Origin of the sequence: Pseudoalteromonas neustonica (assembly GCF_001653135.1) — a bacterium.
Lineage (GTDB): Bacteria > Pseudomonadota > Gammaproteobacteria > Enterobacterales > Alteromonadaceae > Pseudoalteromonas > Pseudoalteromonas neustonica.
The window spans coordinates 68,771-90,527 of the sequence record NZ_BDDS01000010.1; the positions used below are offsets into that span (position 1 = coordinate 68,771).

Consider the following 21,757-nt stretch of genomic DNA (forward strand, 5'->3'; position numbering starts at 1 on the left):
TTCTATGTAGCGATTATATTTGAGTCTGTAAGTTTTTGTTTAATTGGTCCTTCAAAGAAACCTCTGAAAAGCATGTTTTCTATAATTATTAAAGGAAAGCCGTCGCCGGAAAGTTGTTCAAACTCCTTTAAGCCTTGCGGGTTTTTTTCTATATCAACTTCGATATATTCGACGTGGTGTTTATCTAACATTTCTTTAGCTTTTGCACAAAATTCACACCAATCAACAGTATAAATTTTTACCTTATTTATATCAGTGATACCAACATGTTGATAATTGCCAACCTCTATAGCAGGTTCTTCGAAAAAGCGCTTAACAGTGGGTAAAACAAACTGACCTACCAAGGCACCTAAGCTGAGTGTAATAAAAAAAATAGTCGTGTATTTAGCAAGTGATTTCATTGATGTATTTTCGTTACGTTAGTTGGTAAGGGGGGTAATCCCCCCTCTGATTTAACTACTACATTTACTTATACAGTTTGCTTTTACGTCTCTGCAGTTTAAGTAAGAATTATTCGATGACATTGCGCATTTATAATATTCATAGCCGCAATAATTATCTATAGAGCCATAGGGCTCCCAGTTGCAGTCACTAACTGCTGAAACAGTTGCTGTCATTCCAATACCAAATGACAGTCCTAGAATTGCTGTTAAGAGTTTCTTTTTTTTCATTACTAGTTCCTTATTAGTTAAGAATTCGGAAACGCTTACTACCTTTTCCAGTCCCTAAAGTACCGACCAAAGACAGCGTTGTCAATTTGTTTTTTTTAATGTTTTTATAACATTAAAGTTACATTTTAGGAGCTGAATTTACCTGTTTGCTCTTCTAAATCATTCGTTAAACCTTTTATTAAATCAGTCGCCGCGTGAGCTTGATGAGATACATTCGCTGTTTGTGAAGCGGTATCTGAAATTGTCACAATCCGTTTGGCTGTATCTTCACCTGCATCAAGTTGTTCTTTCGCCGCAATAGCAATTTGGTGGCTCATTTGTGCAATGGCACTAAGGGATGATGCAACGCGTTGTAGTTCTTCACTGGCATTTTTAGACTTCGCAACCGTTTGTTCGCTAGTCGCAATACTCAGGTTTACAGATGTTTTAGCGTCTTGCGTAGCCGTTTGTAGTTTGCCAATCATATTACGAATTTCTTCGGTGCTGGTTTGCGTGCGTTGTGCGAGTTGGCGAACTTCATCGGCCACAACGGCAAAACCACGGCCTTGCTCACCGGCTCGGGCCGCTTCAATTGCAGCATTAAGTGCAAGTAGGTTAGTTTGTTCGGCAATACTTTGAATGACACTCAGTACATTGGCAATGTTGTTAACTTCGTCATCAAGTGTTTGGATATTATTACCAGCGCTGTCAATTTGCTTTTCAAGAAGTACAATTGTTTCCGCCGCTTCGGTTGTTAAATCGTTGGCTTTTTGCCCTTGATTTTCAGCTTCTTGAACAGAGTAGGCTGCTTGTTCTGCATGCTCAACAACAGTTTGTGCAGAGGCCGTAAGCTCAGTGATAGCTGATGCGACCATATGCGTTTCTTCATTTAGGCTCAGTGTTAGTTTATCAAGTTCAGTTGAGCGTGACTCGTTATCAAAGCTTTGACTTTTAAGGCTATCAGTGACGTCTTTAATACTGCCTACTACACCACGTAAACCTTGCTGCATATATTGCATGGCTGCAATAATGCTCTCAGGTGGCGCGTCTGTACGAATATGTGAGTTTAAATTGCCACGAGACACTTGTTTTACTATATCTATAACTTCAGTGACCTCGCCGCCAAGTGCATTGCTCAAAGCAATACCAAAGCGAGCAATTGCAATAGTTAAAACAATTGCAATAACAAGGGATAAGCCTAGTAACCACTTTGCGGTATTCCAATAACGCTCGTCGACTTCTTTAGCACTAATGCCAGTACCTACATACCAACCAAAGTAGGGTGTTTTCTGTACTACTGAGGTCAAATCAACTGTTTCGCCATCACGGACTGAATCCCAGTGGTAAGTAATAATTTTATTCGTTTGACGACCAACTAATTGCTCAACCATACGACCAATACTTTTACCGCTGGCATCTTGAAAATCATTAAAGCTCGTACCATGCAGTTGGGGATCGTGAGGAGTGGCAATAAAGTCAAGCTCGTCATTTACCACGTAAACATATTCAGAATCATGGTATTTGTTTTCACGAAGCATGTTAGTTGCAAATTCGCGGGCTTGCTCTTGGGTTAATTGTCCATTTTGAGCGAGTAACTCAAATTGTGCGACAATATTGCTGGTACTTTTCATGAGCTGATTTATACGCGCAATATTATCGGTTTCGCTAGCGTGGCGCAGCGACTGTAAGCCAAGTAATGCAATAGCATTAAGTGCTATAAACATCGCCCCAGCAAATAGGATAGTTTTTGTTCTTAATGCTAAACCTGACAGCACATTGAGCCCCTTATTTATATTATGACCCTAAATTTCTACCATGTTTATCGACCCGTTGTCAGATTTAATTAATGATTATTAGGGAGTTTTACGTGATTTTTACTCAAGTTAAAAAACTTGCTGAATTAAAGATTAACCTCTTCAGACGTTAATTGTCGATACTCACCACTTTTTAAAGAGTGCTCTAGTTCAATACCGTCTATTTTCTCTCTATGTAACTCAACAACTTTATTGCCTACGGCTGCAAGCATTCGTTTAACTTGATGGTATTTACCTTCGCTAATTGATAAGCGTAAGCTAAAAGTAGCAAGTTGCTCTGCAATGGCTGGCCTTGTGATTTCTTTTTCGTTATGTAGTTGTATACCTTGACGAAGTTGTTCTAGTGCATCTTCAGTTATTGGCTCTATGGTTTCAATTAGGTAAGTTTTAAACTTATTGTGTTTTGGTGAGGTAATTCTATGAGACCAATCGCCATCGTTGGTGATCAAGACTAATCCTGTTGTATCGATATCAAGGCGACCGGCAACATGAAAATCACTCATGTTAGGTTCATCAAATAAATCAAATACGGTGGGATGCATGTCATCTTTGTTGGCACATATATAACCCACCGGTTTATTTAGCATGAAATAGCGCTTACCCAAAAATACAAGAGGCTTGCCTTGCCAGGTTACTTCATCTGTTGCTTTGATTGATAGATCAGGTGCGGTCGCGAGTTCTCCATTAACTAATGCAAATTTGCTTTTAAGCCCGGCTTTGACTTTTGTACGTGGGATCTCAGCAAGGTGGCTAATGAATTTATCTAAGCGGCAAGGGAATTTCATTGGGTTCACATTTTTAGTCGGCTACAATGGCGGCGATTATAGCCGATAGTGATATACCATGACAGTATCAAGCGGACAAATATTACAGTATTACAATACACAAATCACCATGGGTGAACTTGAGCTTGATACTGCGCAGTTAAAGGCTGTAACGGCACTTGATGAGTTAGCAAACGCTTTACAGACACCCCTAAAATGGTGGCAGCCACCGCTTGTTGTACAGGGGGTTTATTTGCATGGGCCTGTCGGGCGAGGCAAATCGATGTTGATGGATGTATTTTATACTCGCGTGATGATTTCACAAAAAACGCGTCTACACTTCCATCATTTTATCGCGCAAGTACATCAGCGTTTAGCGCAATTACAAGGAATTAAAAACCCGTTAGATCAAATAGCCAAAGAGTGGTCAGCCAATCTTAAATTAATATGTTTTGATGAGTTTTTTGTTTCTGACATTGGCGACGCGATGATCATGGCTGGGTTATTTAAAGCATTATTTGTAAGACAGGTCGTGCTTGTTGCAACTTCTAACTGTCAACCAGAACAGCTTTATTACAATGGCCTGCAAAGGGCGCGGTTTTTACCTACGATAGAATTAATTAAGCGGCATTGTCATATTATAGATGTAGCGGGAGAGGTCGATCACCGTTTTAGATTTGGCCAATTAGCGACGCATTACTTTGTTGGGGCTTTAGAGCGTACATTAATCTCGCACTTTAAAAGCTCTGAAAACCATATAAGGCAAGGCTCAAATATTAGCGTCTGTGGTCGTAATATGACGTACTTAGTGCGCAGTGAAAATGCCATTATGTTCGACTTTATGGCGCTTTGCTCAGGAGCTCGTAGCACCGCAGATTATATTTATTTAGCGCAACATTTTACGCGTATTTATATTGCAAACGTGCCAGTTATGGGAGCAAGTGCGACAAATAAACAAATAGTGCATGGTATTGAAGATAGCTATCAACGTGAGAAACAAGATTTACAAGAGCATACACTCGATGACGAAGCGAGACGCTTTATTGCGTTAGTGGATGAGTTTTATGATCGCGGTAAGCTATTGGTGATTGGTGCCGATGTTGCTATTGCACAGCTCTATCAAGGTAAAAAATTGGCTTTTGAATATGCACGAACTGAATCTCGATTGGTTGAGATGCAAAGTTGGCCATTTATAAATTAAAAAAGGCAGGCTTTTTCAAGCCATGCCTTTGGTAACAACCTAGTAGGAATATAATCTAGCTCAATTTAAATCGAGCTAGGTATAAATTTATAAAGCTAATTATATTTTTAATATATTTAGCTATCCATCGATAGTCACAATGCTAGACATTCACTTCCACTAAAAAGGATGAGAATTATTTTATTATCTAAGGCTGTGACTGTTAGTACGCTCACTACTTTGGACGGGCAGAACAAAGATTTAGTTAACGTTTTAACGAATAGATTTGTACAGGCAATGTTTTATGCAATTGCGGACAAAAACTCAATAAAGAATGGCTCGTTTATTTCCCTATTTTATATCTATTTTATATCTATTCATTAAAAAACAAATGGTTACATGTTTATTTTTGGTGGCTCTTAAAACACGTTTATTTAATTTGTTGAGTAACTTTGCTTTTTGTCACTATAAAAGGGTATCCTTTCTGGTATCTAAATTGGAGGTGTTAATAGCCGTTTATGAATATGAATCAGCCGTTTCTGTTAGGACCTTGTCGAGTTTTACCCTCTGAGAATAAATTAGGTTGTGCAAATGTTGAAGTGGTCTTACAACCAAAGTTCATAGAGCTATTGTGTTTTTTAGTTTCTCGCTACCCAGAAGCCGTTACTCGTGAAGAGTTAATTGAAAATGTATGGAATGGTAATAGCTATGTAGGTGAAAAAGCACTTACGAATGCTATTTGGCACCTGAGAAAAGCATTTAAAGAGCTTGACCCCGATACTATTTATATTGAAACACTTCGTAAAACAGGGTACCGAATTACGCTAACGCCATGCTCTTTAACCCAAAATGAATTAGTAGCAATACCCACTAAAAAAAGTATATTTTCTCGTTTTTCATCAATGCAAGTTATATGTGCTGTTATTACAGTTATTGTGTTTGTTACTAGCCCCTTTTATTTCCTACATGATAACTCTAGCAAAACTCGCAATTACAAAACACGCTTAACTGATCATATTGAAACACTAACTACAAGCCCAGGGCGAGAGCTGTTTCCGGGGGTATCAAACGACAACCATTTATTAGTGTACTCATGGGGAGAGCCGGGTGAACTTGCCAACCTTTATTTACAGGATTTATTTTCTCCCGAGCAAGCTGCTATTGCTTTAACAAATAGCGATGGTATTGAAGGGCGTGCCGTTTTTAGTCCTGATCAGCAACGTATTTATTATTATCGGCGTTCAGATGGTGGTAAATGTGACATTATTGAACAAACACTTAGTGGTGCAGCTACAAAGTTGCTCGGTAGCTGCGCTGTAAATTTTACGACAGATTTAGATATTAGCGCTCAAGGTGATAAGTTGGTCTACATCAGCGAGCGAACAGTTGACGGGACGCTCAGTTCAGAGCTCAATATTATTAACTTATCATCAGATAAAGCCGTTAGCCAAGTACCGTGCAAACAAGCGTGTAATATTCAGGATGAATCAGTGGCTTTTTCTCCAGATGGTACAAAATTGGTTGTTTCACGCAATTTACCCGATGGCCACGAAGAATTATTTTTAATCGATATTAGTAGCGGTGATACACAACAACTCACATCAGGCTTTTTGGATCTTCGAGGGGTAGATTGGCATCCCCAAAAGAGTCAGCTGGTATTCTCTGCGGTAGAACATGGGCAGCGCCAAGGCTACTTTTATCATTTAGATACAAATATTATTCAGGATTCAAAGGTTACAGGGCTAAGTTACCCTGAATATGCAGACGATGGGACTTTATATTTTCATCAGTGGCATACAGATTCAACGCTTATGCGGGTTGAGTTGGGGGACAATGTTGCCAGCTCTCCATTTCCAGTGCTATCCACTGATTTTAATATGCGTTATGCAGATTTTAATGAATTAAAAAATAAGTTTACGTTTATCTCTAATGAATCTAATGAAAGTGAATTATGGATAGCGGATCAAGATGGTACAAATCGACGGCAGTTAACTGATTTTAAGTCGGGTATTTTTAATCCTATTTGGTCACCTGATGGACGTTACATTGCTTTTACATTATTCATAAAAGGCAAAAATCAGCTTTATATATATGATTTTGAAAAACAAGTAAGTGAGCAGTTAAAGACCGGTTTTAAGTACCATGCAAAAGTGTCATGGGGGAAAGACAGTCAAACTGTTTTAGTGTCGGATAGTAAATATGTGCATCGTTTTAACCTTAATGGTAAAAACTTAGGCAAAATGATTGAGCAGCCTGCTTATTATGCTTATGAAACGCAGCAAGGTGATTTAATTTTTGCTAAGCCGAGCGCTAAACAGCTTTGGGTTAAATATGCAGATTCAGGTAGGGAAGAAGTGCTAGTGCCAAATATAAACTTGTCGAATGATTTGGCATGGCATTATGTTAAAGCGGATGAAACAAGCCTTGCGCGGATTTATTATTTTAATGTAGATCGGGCTGATTACCGTTTGAGTTATTACGATTTAGCAAACCAAAGCCATCATGATGTTATGCGCTTACCCGAGCGGGCATTTAGCCGAGCATCAGGGCTGACTTATATAGCTCAATCTGGTTGGTTAGTTTACAGCGCTTATAAATCACCACAAATAGATATAAAGCGCATTAAAGCTCAGTATTTACCTTGAGCTATATCGATTAAAAAGTACCGCTAAGTGCATTTGCGGTAGATATCGTCAGACATATCATGAACATTGACGCTTAAACTATCTGATTCTCGGCAATAGGTTTTTAGGCATGCTAGTAAGTGTTCACTCAATTGTTGTTTTTGCGCTACGGTACGACCTTGCATAATATGCGCCCCAACATGGATAAAGCCTTCTTTACCGTCTCCTAATTGATAATGGGTATAGGCGATTGCCCGCGTCTTTATTGAGTCGAGTTCGAATAGATTACTTTCAAACGCGGCTTGGTGAATTTTTTCGACCAACACCTGTGGTAAAATGGGTAAATCTTCAGAGTGTTCAATAACAATGTGTGGCATTACTGGTTCCTTTAAATGATCGTTGAGCTTATCTTAGCAGAATACAAATGCATAAAGACACACAAGCTAGCTGGTGGCAATATCATTGTAAATTTGTTTTATAGTTACAAATACGTTTAGTGTTAGTATTGAAAAATAGTTGAAATGAAATAAATACCCAAACTACCTCAAGAAGCTGAATTCAGCGTTTCACAGGGGCTTAATATCAAGGCGTTACTTTGCAACAATGGCAGTCCCTTTTAAGAAGTAACAACGATGAGAGTAAGTGCCTGTGAAACGCCCTACGGGTTGGTTTAAAAGCGATTTATACTGCGTTACTTTTATAAGGGATTGATTTTAATAATAGAGCCACTATTACTTGTAATCAATGCCTTGCCTAAATTGCTTTTAACTCCAACTGAAACTGGCATCTTGAGGTGGTTTGGGTATAAAAACCCTACTCTTTGAATTACGTTAAGGAACAGTATGAAATACTTAAAAATGGGTTGCTTACTGGCTGTTATTTTTACAGTGTCGGGGTGTTCTGATGATGCCGCGTCGGTCAGCTTAGGCTTGTTTACCACGAAAGACATTAAAGTTAATTCGCAACAGGATCCTCTTGTTAAAGGTGTTACTTGTCATATCAGCCATATTGAGGCTAATTTAGATTTTGCAGATCCTTCCGATATGTCTATTGCATGTCGTCAGACGGGACCAATCACCGCCGACCAATTACAAGCAATAGATCGTAGTAAATCAGGTGAGGTGGTTTTTAAGTCATCAAAGAGTATTTTATTTAAATCATTAAAAGTCCGCCGTGTTTATGATGCACAAACGCGTACTTTGATGTACTTATCATACTCAACAAAAGAGTCGACAGGCAGTCACCATCACGCATTATCTACTGTGCCGCTGTATAACACACAAGCGTGGACGTGGGCACAAGCGCAACAATAACTAAAAGAGCAGATTATGTTAGCCTTATTTAAAGCAAAACCATTATTAGATGAGCAAGAACAGCAGTGGCTGATCGATACTTTTGTATGGGCAATTGAAAATTTCGACAGTGATTATTTTATAAATAATACAGATATAGTATTGCCAAACCATCAGTTCTTTCCCGATGCGGTATCAAGCATTGAGGAAATGGCGAGTAACGTTTTTGAGCGTGTAACGAATTATGCGGGAATGCACGTTTGGCCGATTCAATTGGTTGGGCCTGCGCAATTACAACCTCAAGTATTTCCTCATTTTGAGCTTTCTAACTCGCTTAGAGGTGCACAAAGTAAATTAATGGTGACGCCTGCGCACCGTGTTAATGTGTCATTTAATCCAAATCAAATTAACCAACCACAAGATTTAGTAGCAAGCTTTGCCGGTACTTTAGCGACTATCATGATCCACCATGTTGGTGTGTTACCACCTGGGGGAAAGGAGTTTTTACCTCAGGCCAGTGATGCACTTGCGTGCTTTTTAGGCTTTGGTGTCATGATGAGTAATACGGTGTATCAATTTAAGGGCGGATGTGGATCATGTTACAACCCCTATGCTAATAGACAAGCGGCCTTGAGTGAATCGCAAACGTTATTTATGCATGCACTTATTTGCCACTTTAAAGGCCATCAAGAGTCTAAAAAATATCTAAAATCGCATTTACGTGGTCAATTTAAAAAAGCGCAAAAAGAAATTAAAGCATTGGTAAATGACACTGCTAATCCACTGTTACTCGCGCTTGATGAGAAAAAGGCAGGGTAATTAACGTGGCTTATCTTGATGAATTTTTACTAATTGCATTGGCACATTTTTTTGCGGTAGCAAGCCCGGGTCCTGATTTTGCAATTGTGCTCAAGCAGAGTATTCAGCAAGGGCGGCGAAATGCTTTGTGGACTAGTTTTGGGGTTGGTTTAGCAATATTATTACACGTTACTTATTGTTTGTTAGGGGTTGCTGTTTTACTCGCGCAATCACCGACTATTTTTATGGCATTAAAATATTTAGCCGGGGCTTATTTGGCTTATATTGGTGTGCAAGCACTAAGAAGTGCCAAACCGGCCACAGCAGAGCAGGATAATTTAGTACCATCTGCCTCAACTGAATCTGACTGGGTAGCATTTCGCCGTGGCTTTTTAACAAATGCATTAAATCCAAAAGCAACGCTATTTTTTATGTCGTTATTTACTTTGGTGATCAGTCAATCAACACCGTTAATTGTTCAAGCTGGTTATGGCCTTTATATGGCTTTAGCAACGTGGGTATGGTTTTCGTTTTTATCCTTGGTGTTATCAAAGCAAAGTGTACGAGGTTTCTTTCAAAAAAGTGGCCATTGGTTTGACCGTGGTATTGGTGTGATTCTTATCGCGTTAGCAATAAGAATCGTGGTGTAAAAATCATCAATTAATACGCCAATACAAGAGCAGGTAAATATGACTATATATAATTTTTCTTTTGGTTCCAATATGTCCTCTAACCGTTTACTCGCGCGTTTACCTAATGCCAAGCGTGTTGGTACGGCGATCCTACATGGCTATGAACTGACTTTTGATATGGTGAGTCTTGATGGGTCAGGCAAAGGTAATGTTCGTCCAAGCAATGACCAAAATACGCAAGTATATGGTGTTGTTTATCAACTTAACCATGAAGAAAAGAGCATTTTAGATGACATTGAAGGTCCGCGTTACGATTGTGTGGATGTTCAAGTAACGCTGCTTGATGGGCAAGTTCTCAATGCTCATTGTTATATTGCAAATACTACTAATGAGGACATATTACCTTATGACTGGTATATGCAGCACGTTCATCGCGGGGCGCTTGAAGCTTGTGTGCCAAATGAGTACAGTGAAGCCATAAAATCACGACAAACATGTCGAGATAGTAATAGTGAACGTGCTGCAATTGAGTTTGCCGTGCATCAACAATAATAAAAATTAAACTAGGACTGTTATGAAACTAACTAAATTAGCCATTGCCGCCACGTTATTTACAGGGTGTGCATTTAATAGCTACGCTGATATTGATACGAACAATATTAACCAAGTAATCGAAAACTCGATGGCACGTTTTGATGTGCCTGGCATGGCTGTGGCGATAGTTGAAAACGATAACGTGGTGTTTGCCAAAGGCTTTGGTGTAAGCCATTTGGAAACTGGCAACAAGGTAAATAAAGACACGTTATTTGGTATCGCATCAAATACCAAAGCATTTACGGCTGCGGCATTAGCTAAATTAGTTGATGAAGAGAAGCTAAGCTGGGACGATAAAGTGATTGATCACTTACCTGAGTTTCGTCTTTATGATGCATATGTAACCCGTGAAATGACCATTCGAGATTTACTTAGCCACCGTAGTGGTTTAGGTCTTGGCCAAGGCGATTTAATGATTTGGCCAGATACGAATAAATCAATTGAAGAAATTTTTGCCGGTTTAAAGTATTTAAAACCCGCCAGCAGCTTTCGCAGTAAATATGCTTACAACAACTTAATGTTTGTTACTGCTGGTGAGGTGGTTGCTCGAGTGTCAGGTATGAGCTGGAACGATTACATCGAAAAAAATATTCTACAGCCACTTAAAATGGGTAACTCACGTGCGGGGTTTTCGCGTATCCCAAGTAACAATAAAAACTGGGCAACGGGGCACATCCCAATGGATGGCAAGTTACACCCTTTCTTTGTTAACTACTTAGAGGACTTTCGTGGAGCTGGCGCAATAGCATCAAGCGTGAGTGATATGAGCCAGTGGTTACGTACTCAACTTGCTGGTGGCACAATGCCTAATGGCGAACAATTATTTAGTGATAAACAACAAACACAAATGTGGCACCCGCATATTACCTCTGTTGCCTCTAAATCGGCTTATGAAGCGTATCATCAACAGTTTAGAGGATACGGCTTAGGTTGGAGTATTGAGGACTATCACGGTGTTAAAAAGCTTGCACACGGTGGCGGGATTTTAGGCATGGTATCGCAAGTGACATTAGTGCCAGAGAAGAACCTCGGTATTGTCATTTTAAGTAATCAGCAAGCATTCGGTGCGTTATCGGCAATTACTCATGAGGTGCTCGAAGATGCACTTGATCTTGAAGATAAAGACTGGGTTGAAGAGCTCGCTAAAAAGCACTTTGAAGGCAAGCAAAAAGCGTACGCAAATGCTAAGCCAGAAGCGCCTGCTGACTACCAGCCACAGCTACCGAATATTAGCTACACAGGTACATTGAAAGACGATTGGTATGGTGATGTTATTATTGAAGAGTTAGACGGTAAACTGCGTATTGACTTTACTCACACCAAGCGTTTAAAAGGCCAGCTAGAGCACTACACAGGCAACACATTTATTGTTAAATGGGATGAAAAACTACTTGAGGCTGATGCGTTTATTACGTTTGATATGACGACTAAAAATCGTGTTGAAAGTGCCAAAATGAAAGCTGTTTCAACGGCTGTTACAGATTTTAGTTTTGACTTTAGAAACTTAACACTAAAAGCAAAAAAATAATTAGTTAGAATTTTTATTTTAGAATAGTAAACCAAAGTCGCAAAGCCACCAATCGGTGGCTTTGTTATAGTTGCCACTTGCTGATACAGATGGAGCTTTTATGCGTACCGCGATTATTTCACATCCTTTTTGCCGCAAACATAAAATGATTGAAGATCACCCTGAATGCCCTGAGCGTTTAGATGCGATATCAGATCGCTTATTAGCCAGCGGGTTGGATATTGCAGTACAGCAAAAACAGGCCCCAAAAGCACTTAGAGCGCATTATTTGTTAGCACATGATGAAGCACTGGTAAAACAAGTTGAAAGCACTATTCCAGTTCAAGGGCTTGCATCACTTGATGGTGACACCTGGTTATGTCCAGAATCACTTATGGCGATTGAGCGCGCAGTAGGGGCTGGCATATTGGCGGTAGATGAAATATTAGCAGATAAGCTCGATGCTGCTTTTTGCTCAGTACGTCCGCCAGGGCATCATGCGAATAGAACCACCTCAGCTGGTTTTTGTGTGTTTAATAATTTAGCCATTGGCGTTAAATACGCACAAAGCAAAGGCGTAAAGCGCATTGCGATAGTCGATTTTGATGTGCATCATGGAAATGGTACACAGGATATTTTTATTGATGATGACAATGTATTATTTTGCTCGTTATTTCAGTATCCGTTTTACCCTAATACGGCAATAGAAAATAACGCAACACTCATCAATTCGCCTTTACCGATTGCCAGTGATGGCAATGATTTAAAAGCGCTGTATAACCAACAGTGGCTGCCTAAATTAACGCAGTTTAAGCCTGAACTTATTTTTATTAGCGCCGGTTTTGATGCTCATCTTGAAGATGATATGGCAAGCTTAAAATTTGTTGAAGATGACTACACATGGCTGACTGATCAATTGGCAAAGTTAAGCAAAGAGCTCGGTTGTAAAGGAATTATCTCTTATTTAGAAGGAGGGTATTCACTTTCAGCACTTGGGCGCAGTGCAATTGCTCATGTAAAAGCGTTAGTTGATAGCGAGTAAATCAAACGCTTGTTGTGGGCTTAATTGTTGAATTTTACTCAAGCAACATTGCCCTTCATTTGCTAAATAATGCTTTACATATACACCTAACTCATCGGCACTTAATGGCTGGCATGCTTTTCCTAAAAGTGTGTGGTAGGTACCACTTTCCTCTAGCACTCTCACATTTTTTTGTTCATGCTCGCTGATCCCATATAAAAAGCAATCTACGTCACTTTGCTGATGCGCAATTTCTATTTCCTCATTATAAATGATGATTTTTGGGTATGACATGCTGGTTTATTGTCCTAAATCAAATGGTTGGTAATAAGCTTTATTATACTTTTCGGTTCGTGCCAAACAAGGAAGCTATGATGCCAAAAAGTAGCCGTTACCAAAAAGTATGTGATGTGTTTACAAATAAGGTTATTTCGTGTGTTAAGCACACGCATCTTATCGAAGCTGTGAGGTTAATGCGAGCACATAATGTCAGTGCTATTTTTGTTCAAGAGCATCGCTCTATTTGTGGAATATGGACAGAAGCTGATTGTATGAAGCTTGATTTTAATAATCCACAAATAAAAAGCGTGGAAATAGCATCAGTAATGTCGAGCCCCGTTATTAGTATTTCGAGCCAGCGATTGCTTAGCGATGCCGCTTTAGTTTTTCATCAATACAGTGTACGACACCTTTTAGTGACAGATGAAAGCGCTCTACCATGTGGCGTGATTAGCATCACGGATATTGTCCGCAATCAAGGTTTGGATCACTATTTACAATTTCGCCCTGTGAATGAGCAATACAGTAAAAATATATCAATAGTGCCTGCAAATATGGGTGTGAGTGAAGCTATAAAGCTAATGTATGAGCGCAACGAAAAAGTTATTTTGGTATTCAATAAGCAGCAAAACGAACATGGCATTATTACCCAGCGTGATTTACTGCATTTAATTATTGAGCATGAAAGTAAGCATTTTTGTTGGGATTTTGCGAGTTGGCCACTTTATCAAATTAGCCCAAAAAATAGTTTGTTTGATGCTTATAGATTAATGTCAGATAACAATGTGCGTCATTTAGTGGTGACTGACACTCAAGAAATTAAAGGGGTTTTATCGCTTGAGCACTTAATTAATGAAATCGAAAGTGCATATTGTAGCGAACTTGAAAAAGTACTCGCACAACGAGACATCGCTCTACAGCATTCACAGCGTAACCTATACCTTGCTAATAAAATAATCGACGCTTCGCTTGATGGCATAATGATCACTCAACAAGATGGCGTAATCATTCAAGTTAATCCGGCCTTTACGACGTTAACAGGTTACCAAGAATATGAGGTAATAGGTAAACAGCCAAAAATCCTCAGTTCAGGTAAGCACGGTAAAAGTTTTTATATAAAAATGTGGCAATCTATTGCGGATAAAGGTGTTTGGCAAGGGGAGATATGTAACCGTAAAAAAAACGGTGATTTATATACTGAATGGCTCAGCATTATTCAAATAAGAGAGCCAAATTGCAGTGAGGTTGTGTATGCGGCAATTTTTAGTGATATTACAGAGCGAAAAAATGCAGAGGAGAAGATAGTTCAGCTCGCTTACTTTGATGAGCTAACGGGTTTACCCAATAGACGCTTATTTAATGATAGGTTAAGCATGGCATTGGCAGCTGCACATAGAAATAACGACATGCTTGCCGTAATGTTTATTGATTTGGATCGTTTTAAAGAAATTAACGACAGCTTAGGGCACAGCGCCGGTGATGAATTATTAAAAATGGTGGCTAAACGTTTACAAGCATTGCTATGTGAAGGGGATACGCTAGCACGATTAGGTGGCGATGAATTTGTGGTGTTATGCGAGGTTGATAATATCGCATCGGTGATTAGTTTGGCTGATCAGATACTTAACCATTTGAATATCCCTTTTCAGCTGGAAGGATTGGAGGTGGGCGCAACCGCTTCAATTGGCGCAGCAATTTATCCGGAGGATGGACTCGATAGTGAGACCCTTTTAAAACATGCAGACATCGCAATGTATCGCTCTAAAGAAATAGGGCGTAACTCTTTTCAGCTGTTTAAGTCATCAATGAATGCGCGTTCTTTAGAGCGTTTAGCCATGATGAGTCGTTTTCAGCATGCGCTAGAGAATGATGAATTTGAGTTATACTTTCAACCTAAGCAATGTTTAAAAACACAAACAATAAAAGGCGTTGAAGCATTACTTCGTTGGTATGATCCTACATTAGGGATGATTTCTCCCGCACAATTTATCCCATTAGCGGAAGAGTTAGGCTTAATTGTAAAACTTGATTTGTGGGTGCTAAATAGTGCCGGCATGCAACTGGCATTGTGGCAGCAAAAAGGTATAAAAGCAGGGCGGCTTGCAGTCAACGTTTCTGCGTGTCATTTGAGCCAAGGCAAGTTATCAAAAAGTGTTGAGCAGATGCTAAAGCGTTATAATTTGTCTGGGGACTGTCTTGAAATAGAGTTAACTGAAAGTAGTTTTATAAGTTCCTTTAGTCAGGCGAAAAAACAATTGCAGCAGCTAAAAAAAATGGACGTGCACATTGCGCTTGATGATTTTGGTACAGGGTATTCGGCACTGAGTTACTTAACTAAACTTCCAATAGATACCTTAAAAATAGATGCCAGTTTTATTGCCAAAATACCTGATGAGTATGGCAACAGTGAAGTCGTGGCTGCTATTATAGCGATGGCTACGAGCTTAAATCTATGCGTTGTAGCGGAAGGAGTAGAAAAGCAAACGCAGTATAATTATTTGCAAAGTTTAGGTTGTAATGTAATACAAGGTTATTATTATTGCCGCCCTTTAGCACAGCGGCAATGGTTTGAGTTTTATGCCCAGCTTACCCCAGCGTAACATCGTAAGAGGTGAACTTACGGATGTTTATTACGCCTGTATCAAAGATTAAATACTGCCCTTTGATACCATTTAAAATACCACTGACAACGGGCTCTTTATCGAAATTAAAGGAGCTAATCTTGGTTGGGTACTCTGTAACAGGGAACTGTAAATCAACAACGTCCTCATTGAGCTGCTCAATGGCTGTTGCGCCAAATAGCTCAGCCAGTTCATTGAGTTTATCTGCAATTTGCGGAATAAGCTCAGCGGCGGCTGCTTTTAAGTCGAGTACATCATTTTGCCCTTTGAGCATGTTGCGCCAATTTGTTTTATCAGCAATAAACTGTGCTAACGCGACTTCGACTAAACCAGATTGTAAGCGTGTTTGCACTTTAAAAATAGGCAGTGCTTGGGTTGCCCCTTGATCAATCCAGCGGGTTGGAATTTGCGTGTGGCGGGTTATGCCGACTTTTAAACCCGATGTATTCGCGAGGTAAACATAGTGTGGGATCATGCAGTTTTCTTCCCCCCACTGCGGCTCACGACAGGTGCCTTGATCAAAATGACAGGTTTCAGGTTTCATAATGCACATATCGCAGCTAGCAAGCTTGCGCATACACACGAAACAGTGTCCTTGAGAGTAACTTTTTTTAGTTTTTTTACCACAACTCGAACATAAAATTGAACCGTTAAAAGTCAGTGTTAATTGTTTGCCAATATAAGCATTGAGATCAACTAACTCATCACCAATTGGCAGATGATATTGGATCGGCTGAGTTAGCGATGATTTTAATTTTTTAATTGTGCCTTGCATCTTTACGCCCCTAAAGATGTGAAAAAGGGGATTTTAACATGTAATTGCACTGACTGATTATTTAATGTGAATGACAAGGGCGTGTTGATCTTTGTGGATTGAAATTTGTTCAATTCAGGGGCGATTTAATCGCGGCGCGAGGTTTGGAATCGAGTGGGCTCGATAACTGCTCCTGCGTTATTCTACTGGCTCACATCCATGTGAGAATAAGTAAAAACCGAGTAACAAAGAGTTAATCGCCCCTAGGAAGAACCCTTTGGGCAGCGCATGTTTGGCATTTATACTGCGTTATCGCCTATTTATGGGGAACAACCACACAGCATAGGCGCTGCCTTGCCTAAATACCAAATAGACTGCTGCAAAATTAATCACGAAAGGTCAACATGCCCTAAGCCACTGCAAATAATCTGTGATGGGTATGGCTTTGGAATAATAGTAACCTTGGGTATTATTAGCACCCATTTCAATTAGTAATTGATGGGTTCCTTTATCTTCAACGCCTTCTACCGTAACACTTAGCCCTAGATTGTGCGCCATATCAATTGCGGTTTTGACAATCACTTGATGGGATTGATTCGTTGTGAGATCCAATACAAATGATTTATCAATTTTTAAGTTTGAAAAGGTGTAATTAACTAAATAATTTAGTGAAGAGTATCCAGTACCAAAATCATCAAGGATGACGTGAACACCGAGCTTTTGTAGCTGCTCCATAAAACTTTTCATTTGTTGTTGATTCTCAACGAGTGCCGTTTCGGTCAACTCAAATTTAAGCTGTTTAGCAGGTATGTTATACGTTAATAAAGCGTTTTCAATTTTTTCGGCGAGTTTATTAATACTTAAGTTTTTAGCGCTTAAGTTTACACTAACAGTGTGCTCATTAAAGCCATGCTTATTTAGTTCTACAATATCCTGACACGCTTGTTCTATCACCCATAAAGTAAGCTCATTAATAAGTCCGGTTCGTTCAGCTAATAAAATGAGTTCTTCTATATTAATATGTTGATGCTCAGGCGTTGGCCAGCGCAGCAGTACTTCACTACCAATAACTTGATTGGTACGCACGTTTATTTGTGGTTGATGGTACATTGCTAATTGATTGCTTTTAATTGCTTGTTGTAGTTTTGCAGCAAGCCCTATATCCATCGTGATGTGTGTATTTTGTTGTGAGTTGCTGATATTGCTGGTGCTATTTTTAGCTTGTTTTAAAGTCAGGTAGCCGCGTTGTAAACTAGCTTCAAAATTGCCGTTCGTTTTTGAAAAACTGATCCCTACAGCGTATTTAAGTTGTAAATTTAATCCTTGAACCTCATATTGCTTTGGTAAGCTTTTTACGGTTTTATTTAAACAAAGAGAGAGGCTTTCTCCACTTTGTGTTTTTGTAGAGATACACGCAAATATACCCGTGCCAAGATCGACAATTTTAGAGCTGCTATCTAAATTAAAATCTAGGTTAATAAACTGACGCTCATTACTTAACTGAAGCTCGAGTGCTTTTGCAACGTGGATAATTAGCCCGTTCGCTTGAGATGGGCTTAAAATAGTATTAAGAGAATTAAAATAGCGCAGTTTAATTAAACAGATCGTGTTTGGTCGTTGTTCTTGCTCAAGGTTCATATAAGCTTGCTTTAACATTGCACTATTAAGTAGTTTTGTTTGTTGAGTATGGGTTGCATGATACAGCGCTCGCTCACGTTGATAGCGGACACGATCTGCTAACGCCATTGCCATGAGTATTACTTCACATAAAATAGCCGCTAAAAAAGCATGGCGCGTTGCAAAGCTATAGGGCAATACACCTGTTAACTCTAATGGTTGGATTGCTGCACCAATAATTAGTGGGATCCAAGAAATAACATAAAATTTAGCCCAACGAAAACCACTGCGTAGCTTTTTATAAATCAAAATAATACATACGATATACAGTAAGACTAAAATACCAAAGAACACAGGGGCTGCAATGCTTTCAATAATAAAAAAGCAGCTTACAGCTAAAATAGCCATCAAGCCCAGCAGGAGTAAACTTAGCTTATAACGCCAGCATTGCTCTTTGTGGTAGCGTAAAAACATGGTACAAAATGAAAGTGTGAAAAAAGCAATGGCGTAGTTGCTAACAACAATATATTTGTGAAAAAACAACTGCCAAGAAAGTGGCCATAAATAAAAGCCAAAACCTAGTACGGCACCCATTAAGATTATTGCGCTAATAATGTAACCAATATAGACAAGGTAAACGCGATCACGAATACCAAAAAATAAAACAAGGTTGTACAGTGCTGCCATAATCAAAACACCAACAAAAATTCCCCATATCGCGGTTTGTGAGCGAGTTAACTCCTGAAACTCTGCTTCACCATATAAATTTACGGGGGTTTTACTTATTCCCGTCGTATCAATTTTTAAAACTAGCTTTTGCTTGCTTTGCGCCGGTAGTGATAGGCGAATATGGGGTACGCTGTATTGAAGTAAACTCAGTCCAAGCTCGGTATCACCTAATGTAGTTTGGTGAATAATATTATTGTGTTTATCTAAATGGTAAACGTTTAGCTGATCAACCATGGGGTTATCAAAGTGAGCAACAATTTTCTCTTTGCTGGTACTACGATTATCTAACTCGATAATTAACCAGTAATTACGGCTTTCGAAGTTCCAATCGATCTCAGTAAAAGGTTTATAAATCATCGCATCAGGCTGAGTTATTACTTGCTCTAAAGAATGTTTTTTAGTGGGATCAATGAAGTAAGCATATTTTAAATAAATGGCAGTGGTTTTATCTATTGTGTATTTAGTGGGGGTTGCTAGATGGGATGCGTAATTACCTATAACAAAAAGTAGCACGAACAATATAAAAATGGCAATAAAGTGATAGCTAAGAGAATGATGTTTCAATTGTTCGGTTCTTAGAAGGTTTTTGTATTTTTAGTGTAGCATTAAAAAAAGCGCAGTAAACCGCGCTTTTTTTTTAAACAAACTGGTTAGACCTATTTTAGATCTCCCTAGCTTTGAGTTTCGCGGGCAATTGCACGATAAGCAATGTCAGTACGATATTCCATGCCTTCCCAGCTGATTTCATCAATCAGTTGATATGCACGTTGTTGTGCTTGTGTAACTGTATTTCCAAGTGCTGTTGCACACAACACACGGCCACCGGCAGTCACTACGTTGTCACCGTCTTGTTTAGTCCCAGCATGAAATACTTTTTCATCAGCAGGGTAGCTAACTTTAAGACCATTGATTACATCACCTTTCGGGTAGTTATCAGGGTAACCTTTGGCAGCAAGAACAACACCTACAGCAGCGCGAGGGTCAAACTCAATGGTGGTTTTATCAAGCTCAACACGGTTCGCAGCTTCAATCAACTCAACGAGATCTGATTGTAAACGTAACATCATTGGTTGTGTTTCAGGGTCACCAAAGCGGCAGTTATACTCGATAACTTTAGGCGTACCAGAGCTGTCGATCATCAATCCTGCATATAAAAAGCCAGTGTACGGGTGGCCTTCGCTTGCCATTCCTTCTACCGTTGGAGTGATCACTTCGTTCATAATGCGCTGGTGGATTTCGTCAGTAACGACAGGTGCAGGTGAATATGCACCCATACCGCCGGTATTAGGACCAGCATCGCCATTGTAAGCACGTTTATGATCTTGGCTGGTAGCAAACGGTAATACGTTTTTGCCATCAACCATAACAATAAACGACGCTTCTTCGCCGTCTAAGAACTCTTCAATCACTACGCGACTGCCAGCCTCGCCAAAAGCATTCCCCGCAAGCATGTCGCGGATTGCATCTTCAGCTTCAACTTCAGTCATGGCAACAATTACGCCCTTACCTGCAGCAAGGCCGTCAGCTTTAATTACAATTGGCGCGCCTTTTTCTCTTAAGTATGCAAGAGCAGGGTCTATTTGTTCGAAGGTTTGATAATCACCCGTTGGGATCTTGTGACGTGCTAAAAAGTCTTTTGTGAATGATTTAGAGCCTTCAAGCTGTGCAGCGCCTGCCGTTGGGCCAAAAATAGCTAAGCCGTGCTCTCTAAATTTATCAACAACACCCAGTACTAGAGGAATTTCAGGGCCAACAATCGTAAGTTCAACGTTATTTTGTTGTGCAAAGGCGAGTAGGCCATCTAAATCTTCTACTTTAATAGCTACATTCTCAAGCTTTGGCTCAAGAGCAGTACCAGCGTTACCAGGGGCAACAAATACAGTGTTTACTTTGGTGTTTTGAGCAGCCTTAAACGCAAGTGCGTGTTCGCGGCCGCCGCTGCCAATGACTAATACATTCATGGCGAATATCCTATTTAAAGCGGTTTTTTAAATTTCAGCGTCATGCGGTCACTTTCACCAATGGCTTTATACTTGGCGGCATCTTGCTCGCCTAGACGTAAGCTTGGTGGTAGTGTCCATACACCTTTAGGGTGATCAGCTGTATCAAGAGGGTTTGCATTAATATCACTGTCTGCTACCAGTTCAAAACCGGCTTTTTTAGCGATTTCAATAACATAACTTTGCTTCATATAACCTGATGATTTTTGCATTTCATCAGCGCGGTCTTCAGGTAAGCGGTGTTCAACTACGCCTAATGTACCACCTGGTTTTAGAGCTTTATAGAAAGATTGAAATGCACTTACTGCGCCGTCTTTATCTTTACCCATATACCAGTTATGAACATTACGAAAAGTTAATACCATATCGGCACTATCTGCTGGGGCAATGTCTAAGTGAGTAGTAGGGGCAAACTCAGTGATTTTTACTTTACTGAATCGCTCATCTTCGGCTACTTTCTTTTTAAAGCCCGCGAGTGAACGTTGGTAGTAACCAACCGATGAATCAGCAGGGAAATGTGCAGCGTAATAGGTACCTTGCTCTTTCAGTGCTGGCGCTAAAATTTCACTGTACCAGCCGCCGCCAGGTGCAATCTCAACGACTGTCATTGTTGGTTTGAAACCAAAAAACTCCAGTGTTTCTACAGGATGGCGATATTGATCACGCTCAGAGCTGCGCTCACTTGATTTAACAGCATGACTTAATGCTGATTCACTGGCATGGTTATGAGCCAAGGCCATTGTTGAGCTGATCGTAAGGGTGGCAACAAGTAGCGTTTTTAGTGCAAGTTTCATCGTCTGTTCCTTCATATTATAATTTTATAGAGGTTATAGAATAGGCAGAATACGTGAATTTGGTGCAAACAAAAAGAGCTAACTTAT

18 protein-coding genes are annotated in these 21,757 nt (G+C 39.7%); 9 read left to right on the forward strand and 9 right to left on the reverse strand.

Features of this window, described 5'->3' with window-relative positions:
• Positions 1–2 precede the first annotated feature (2 nt).
• The 3 genes from A7967_RS14775 to rsuA form a co-directional block, all read right to left on the reverse strand.
• Positions 3–401 (reverse strand): glutaredoxin family protein, encoded by a 399-nt coding sequence (locus tag A7967_RS14775; RefSeq protein ID WP_054203034.1) that lies wholly within the window; start codon positions 399–401, stop codon positions 3–5.
• A 395-nt stretch (positions 402–796) separates the two neighbouring features.
• Positions 797–2,425, reverse strand: coding sequence for a methyl-accepting chemotaxis protein (locus tag A7967_RS14780; RefSeq protein WP_197279049.1), 1,629 nt, complete (start codon positions 2,423–2,425; stop codon positions 797–799).
• A gap of 125 nt (positions 2,426–2,550) precedes the next feature.
• Positions 2,551–3,249: a 16S rRNA pseudouridine(516) synthase RsuA gene (gene rsuA / locus A7967_RS14785; RefSeq protein WP_054203035.1), complete on the reverse strand. Its 699-nt coding sequence runs from the start codon at positions 3,247–3,249 to the stop codon at positions 2,551–2,553.
• Positions 3,250–3,307: 58 nt separating this feature from the next.
• Between rsuA and zapE the strand changes: the two genes are divergently transcribed.
• Both zapE and A7967_RS14795 read left to right on the forward strand, forming a co-directional pair.
• A complete protein-coding gene (zapE, locus tag A7967_RS14790) occupies positions 3,308–4,429 on the forward strand; it encodes a cell division protein ZapE (RefSeq protein WP_054203036.1) in 1,122 nt (373 codons plus the stop codon).
• Between the two features lie 503 nt (positions 4,430–4,932).
• On the forward strand, positions 4,933–7,053 hold the full coding sequence (locus A7967_RS14795; RefSeq protein WP_316244667.1) for a winged helix-turn-helix domain-containing protein: 2,121 nt from the start codon (positions 4,933–4,935) through the stop codon (positions 7,051–7,053).
• Between the two features lie 23 nt (positions 7,054–7,076).
• Here the strand turns inward: A7967_RS14795 and A7967_RS14800 are convergent, their stop codons facing one another.
• Complete coding sequence (locus A7967_RS14800; protein WP_054203038.1) at positions 7,077–7,409, reverse strand: 5-carboxymethyl-2-hydroxymuconate Delta-isomerase; 333 nt, start codon at positions 7,407–7,409, stop codon at positions 7,077–7,079.
• A 465-nt stretch (positions 7,410–7,874) separates the two neighbouring features.
• Between A7967_RS14800 and A7967_RS14805 the strand changes: the two genes are divergently transcribed.
• The 6 genes from A7967_RS14805 (at position 7,875) to A7967_RS14830 (ending at position 12,897) form a co-directional block, all read left to right on the forward strand.
• Positions 7,875–8,345, forward strand: a complete 471-nt coding sequence (locus A7967_RS14805) for a CreA family protein (RefSeq protein WP_054203039.1) — start codon at positions 7,875–7,877, stop codon at positions 8,343–8,345.
• A 15-nt stretch (positions 8,346–8,360) separates the two neighbouring features.
• Positions 8,361–9,143, forward strand: a complete 783-nt coding sequence (locus A7967_RS14810) for a hypothetical protein (RefSeq protein ID WP_054203040.1) — start codon at positions 8,361–8,363, stop codon at positions 9,141–9,143.
• A 5-nt stretch (positions 9,144–9,148) separates the two neighbouring features.
• A complete protein-coding gene (locus A7967_RS14815; protein ID WP_054203041.1) occupies positions 9,149–9,772 on the forward strand; it encodes a LysE family translocator in 624 nt (207 codons plus the stop codon).
• A 39-nt stretch (positions 9,773–9,811) separates the two neighbouring features.
• Positions 9,812–10,306 (forward strand): gamma-glutamylcyclotransferase family protein, encoded by a 495-nt coding sequence (locus A7967_RS14820; RefSeq protein WP_054203042.1) that lies wholly within the window; start codon positions 9,812–9,814, stop codon positions 10,304–10,306.
• A 22-nt stretch (positions 10,307–10,328) separates the two neighbouring features.
• Complete coding sequence (locus A7967_RS14825) at positions 10,329–11,876, forward strand: serine hydrolase (protein WP_054203043.1); 1,548 nt, start codon at positions 10,329–10,331, stop codon at positions 11,874–11,876.
• Positions 11,877–11,976: 100 nt separating this feature from the next.
• On the forward strand, positions 11,977–12,897 hold the full coding sequence (locus A7967_RS14830) for a histone deacetylase family protein (protein ID WP_054203044.1): 921 nt from the start codon (positions 11,977–11,979) through the stop codon (positions 12,895–12,897).
• On the opposite strand, the gene A7967_RS14835 is transcribed toward A7967_RS14830, so the two are convergent.
• A complete protein-coding gene (locus A7967_RS14835) occupies positions 12,880–13,170 on the reverse strand; it encodes a DUF4144 family protein (RefSeq protein WP_054203045.1) in 291 nt (96 codons plus the stop codon). The two genes, A7967_RS14830 and A7967_RS14835, sit on opposite strands and share 18 nt — an antisense overlap.
• Positions 13,171–13,250: 80 nt before the next feature.
• On the opposite strand from A7967_RS14835, the gene A7967_RS14840 reads away from it, so the two are divergent.
• On the forward strand, positions 13,251–15,755 hold the full coding sequence (locus A7967_RS14840) for an EAL domain-containing protein (protein ID WP_054203046.1): 2,505 nt from the start codon (positions 13,251–13,253) through the stop codon (positions 15,753–15,755).
• On the opposite strand, the gene A7967_RS14845 is transcribed toward A7967_RS14840, so the two are convergent.
• From A7967_RS14845 to A7967_RS14860, 4 genes are all read right to left on the reverse strand, one after another.
• On the reverse strand, positions 15,742–16,551 hold the full coding sequence (locus A7967_RS14845; RefSeq protein WP_054203047.1) for a DUF2797 domain-containing protein: 810 nt from the start codon (positions 16,549–16,551) through the stop codon (positions 15,742–15,744). The genes A7967_RS14840 and A7967_RS14845 overlap by 14 nt on opposite strands.
• A gap of 378 nt (positions 16,552–16,929) precedes the next feature.
• Positions 16,930–19,440, reverse strand: a complete 2,511-nt coding sequence (locus A7967_RS14850) for an EAL domain-containing protein (protein ID WP_054203048.1) — start codon at positions 19,438–19,440, stop codon at positions 16,930–16,932.
• Between the two features lie 107 nt (positions 19,441–19,547).
• The gene (gene purD, locus A7967_RS14855) at positions 19,548–20,837 is read right to left on the reverse strand and encodes a phosphoribosylamine--glycine ligase (RefSeq protein ID WP_054203049.1); all 1,290 of its coding nucleotides are present in this window, start codon (positions 20,835–20,837) and stop codon (positions 19,548–19,550) included.
• 14 nt (positions 20,838–20,851) lie between these two features.
• Positions 20,852–21,670 carry a class I SAM-dependent methyltransferase gene (locus A7967_RS14860; protein WP_054203050.1) on the reverse strand — a complete coding sequence of 273 codons (819 nt, stop codon included), beginning with the start codon at positions 21,668–21,670 and terminating at the stop codon, positions 20,852–20,854.
• Positions 21,671–21,757: the final 87 nt, after the last annotated feature.

Excerpts from the sequence above, each read along its gene's own strand:
- A7967_RS14825 (WP_054203043.1), top strand. The coding sequence starts at position 10,329 with ATGAAACTAACTAAATTAGCCATTGCCGCCACGTTATTTACAGGGTGT.
- A7967_RS14775 (WP_054203034.1), bottom strand. The coding sequence starts at position 401 with ATGAAATCACTTGCTAAATACACGACTATTTTTTTTATTACACTCAGC.
- A7967_RS14845 (WP_054203047.1), bottom strand. The coding sequence starts at position 16,551 with ATGCAAGGCACAATTAAAAAATTAAAATCATCGCTAACTCAGCCGATC.
- zapE (WP_054203036.1), top strand. The coding sequence starts at position 3,308 with ATGACAGTATCAAGCGGACAAATATTACAGTATTACAATACACAAATC.
- A7967_RS14810 (WP_054203040.1), top strand. The coding sequence starts at position 8,361 with ATGTTAGCCTTATTTAAAGCAAAACCATTATTAGATGAGCAAGAACAG.
- A7967_RS14860 (WP_054203050.1), bottom strand. The coding sequence starts at position 21,670 with ATGAAACTTGCACTAAAAACGCTACTTGTTGCCACCCTTACGATCAGC.
- A7967_RS14800 (WP_054203038.1), bottom strand. The coding sequence starts at position 7,409 with ATGCCACACATTGTTATTGAACACTCTGAAGATTTACCCATTTTACCA.
- rsuA (WP_054203035.1), bottom strand. The coding sequence starts at position 3,249 with ATGAAATTCCCTTGCCGCTTAGATAAATTCATTAGCCACCTTGCTGAG.
- A7967_RS14830 (WP_054203044.1), top strand. The coding sequence starts at position 11,977 with ATGCGTACCGCGATTATTTCACATCCTTTTTGCCGCAAACATAAAATG.
- A7967_RS14840 (WP_054203046.1), top strand. The coding sequence starts at position 13,251 with ATGCCAAAAAGTAGCCGTTACCAAAAAGTATGTGATGTGTTTACAAAT.
- A7967_RS14805 (WP_054203039.1), top strand. The coding sequence starts at position 7,875 with ATGAAATACTTAAAAATGGGTTGCTTACTGGCTGTTATTTTTACAGTG.
- A7967_RS14795 (WP_316244667.1), top strand. The coding sequence starts at position 4,933 with ATGAATCAGCCGTTTCTGTTAGGACCTTGTCGAGTTTTACCCTCTGAG.
- A7967_RS14820 (WP_054203042.1), top strand. The coding sequence starts at position 9,812 with ATGACTATATATAATTTTTCTTTTGGTTCCAATATGTCCTCTAACCGT.
- A7967_RS14835 (WP_054203045.1), bottom strand. The coding sequence starts at position 13,170 with ATGTCATACCCAAAAATCATCATTTATAATGAGGAAATAGAAATTGCG.
- purD (WP_054203049.1), bottom strand. The coding sequence starts at position 20,837 with ATGAATGTATTAGTCATTGGCAGCGGCGGCCGCGAACACGCACTTGCG.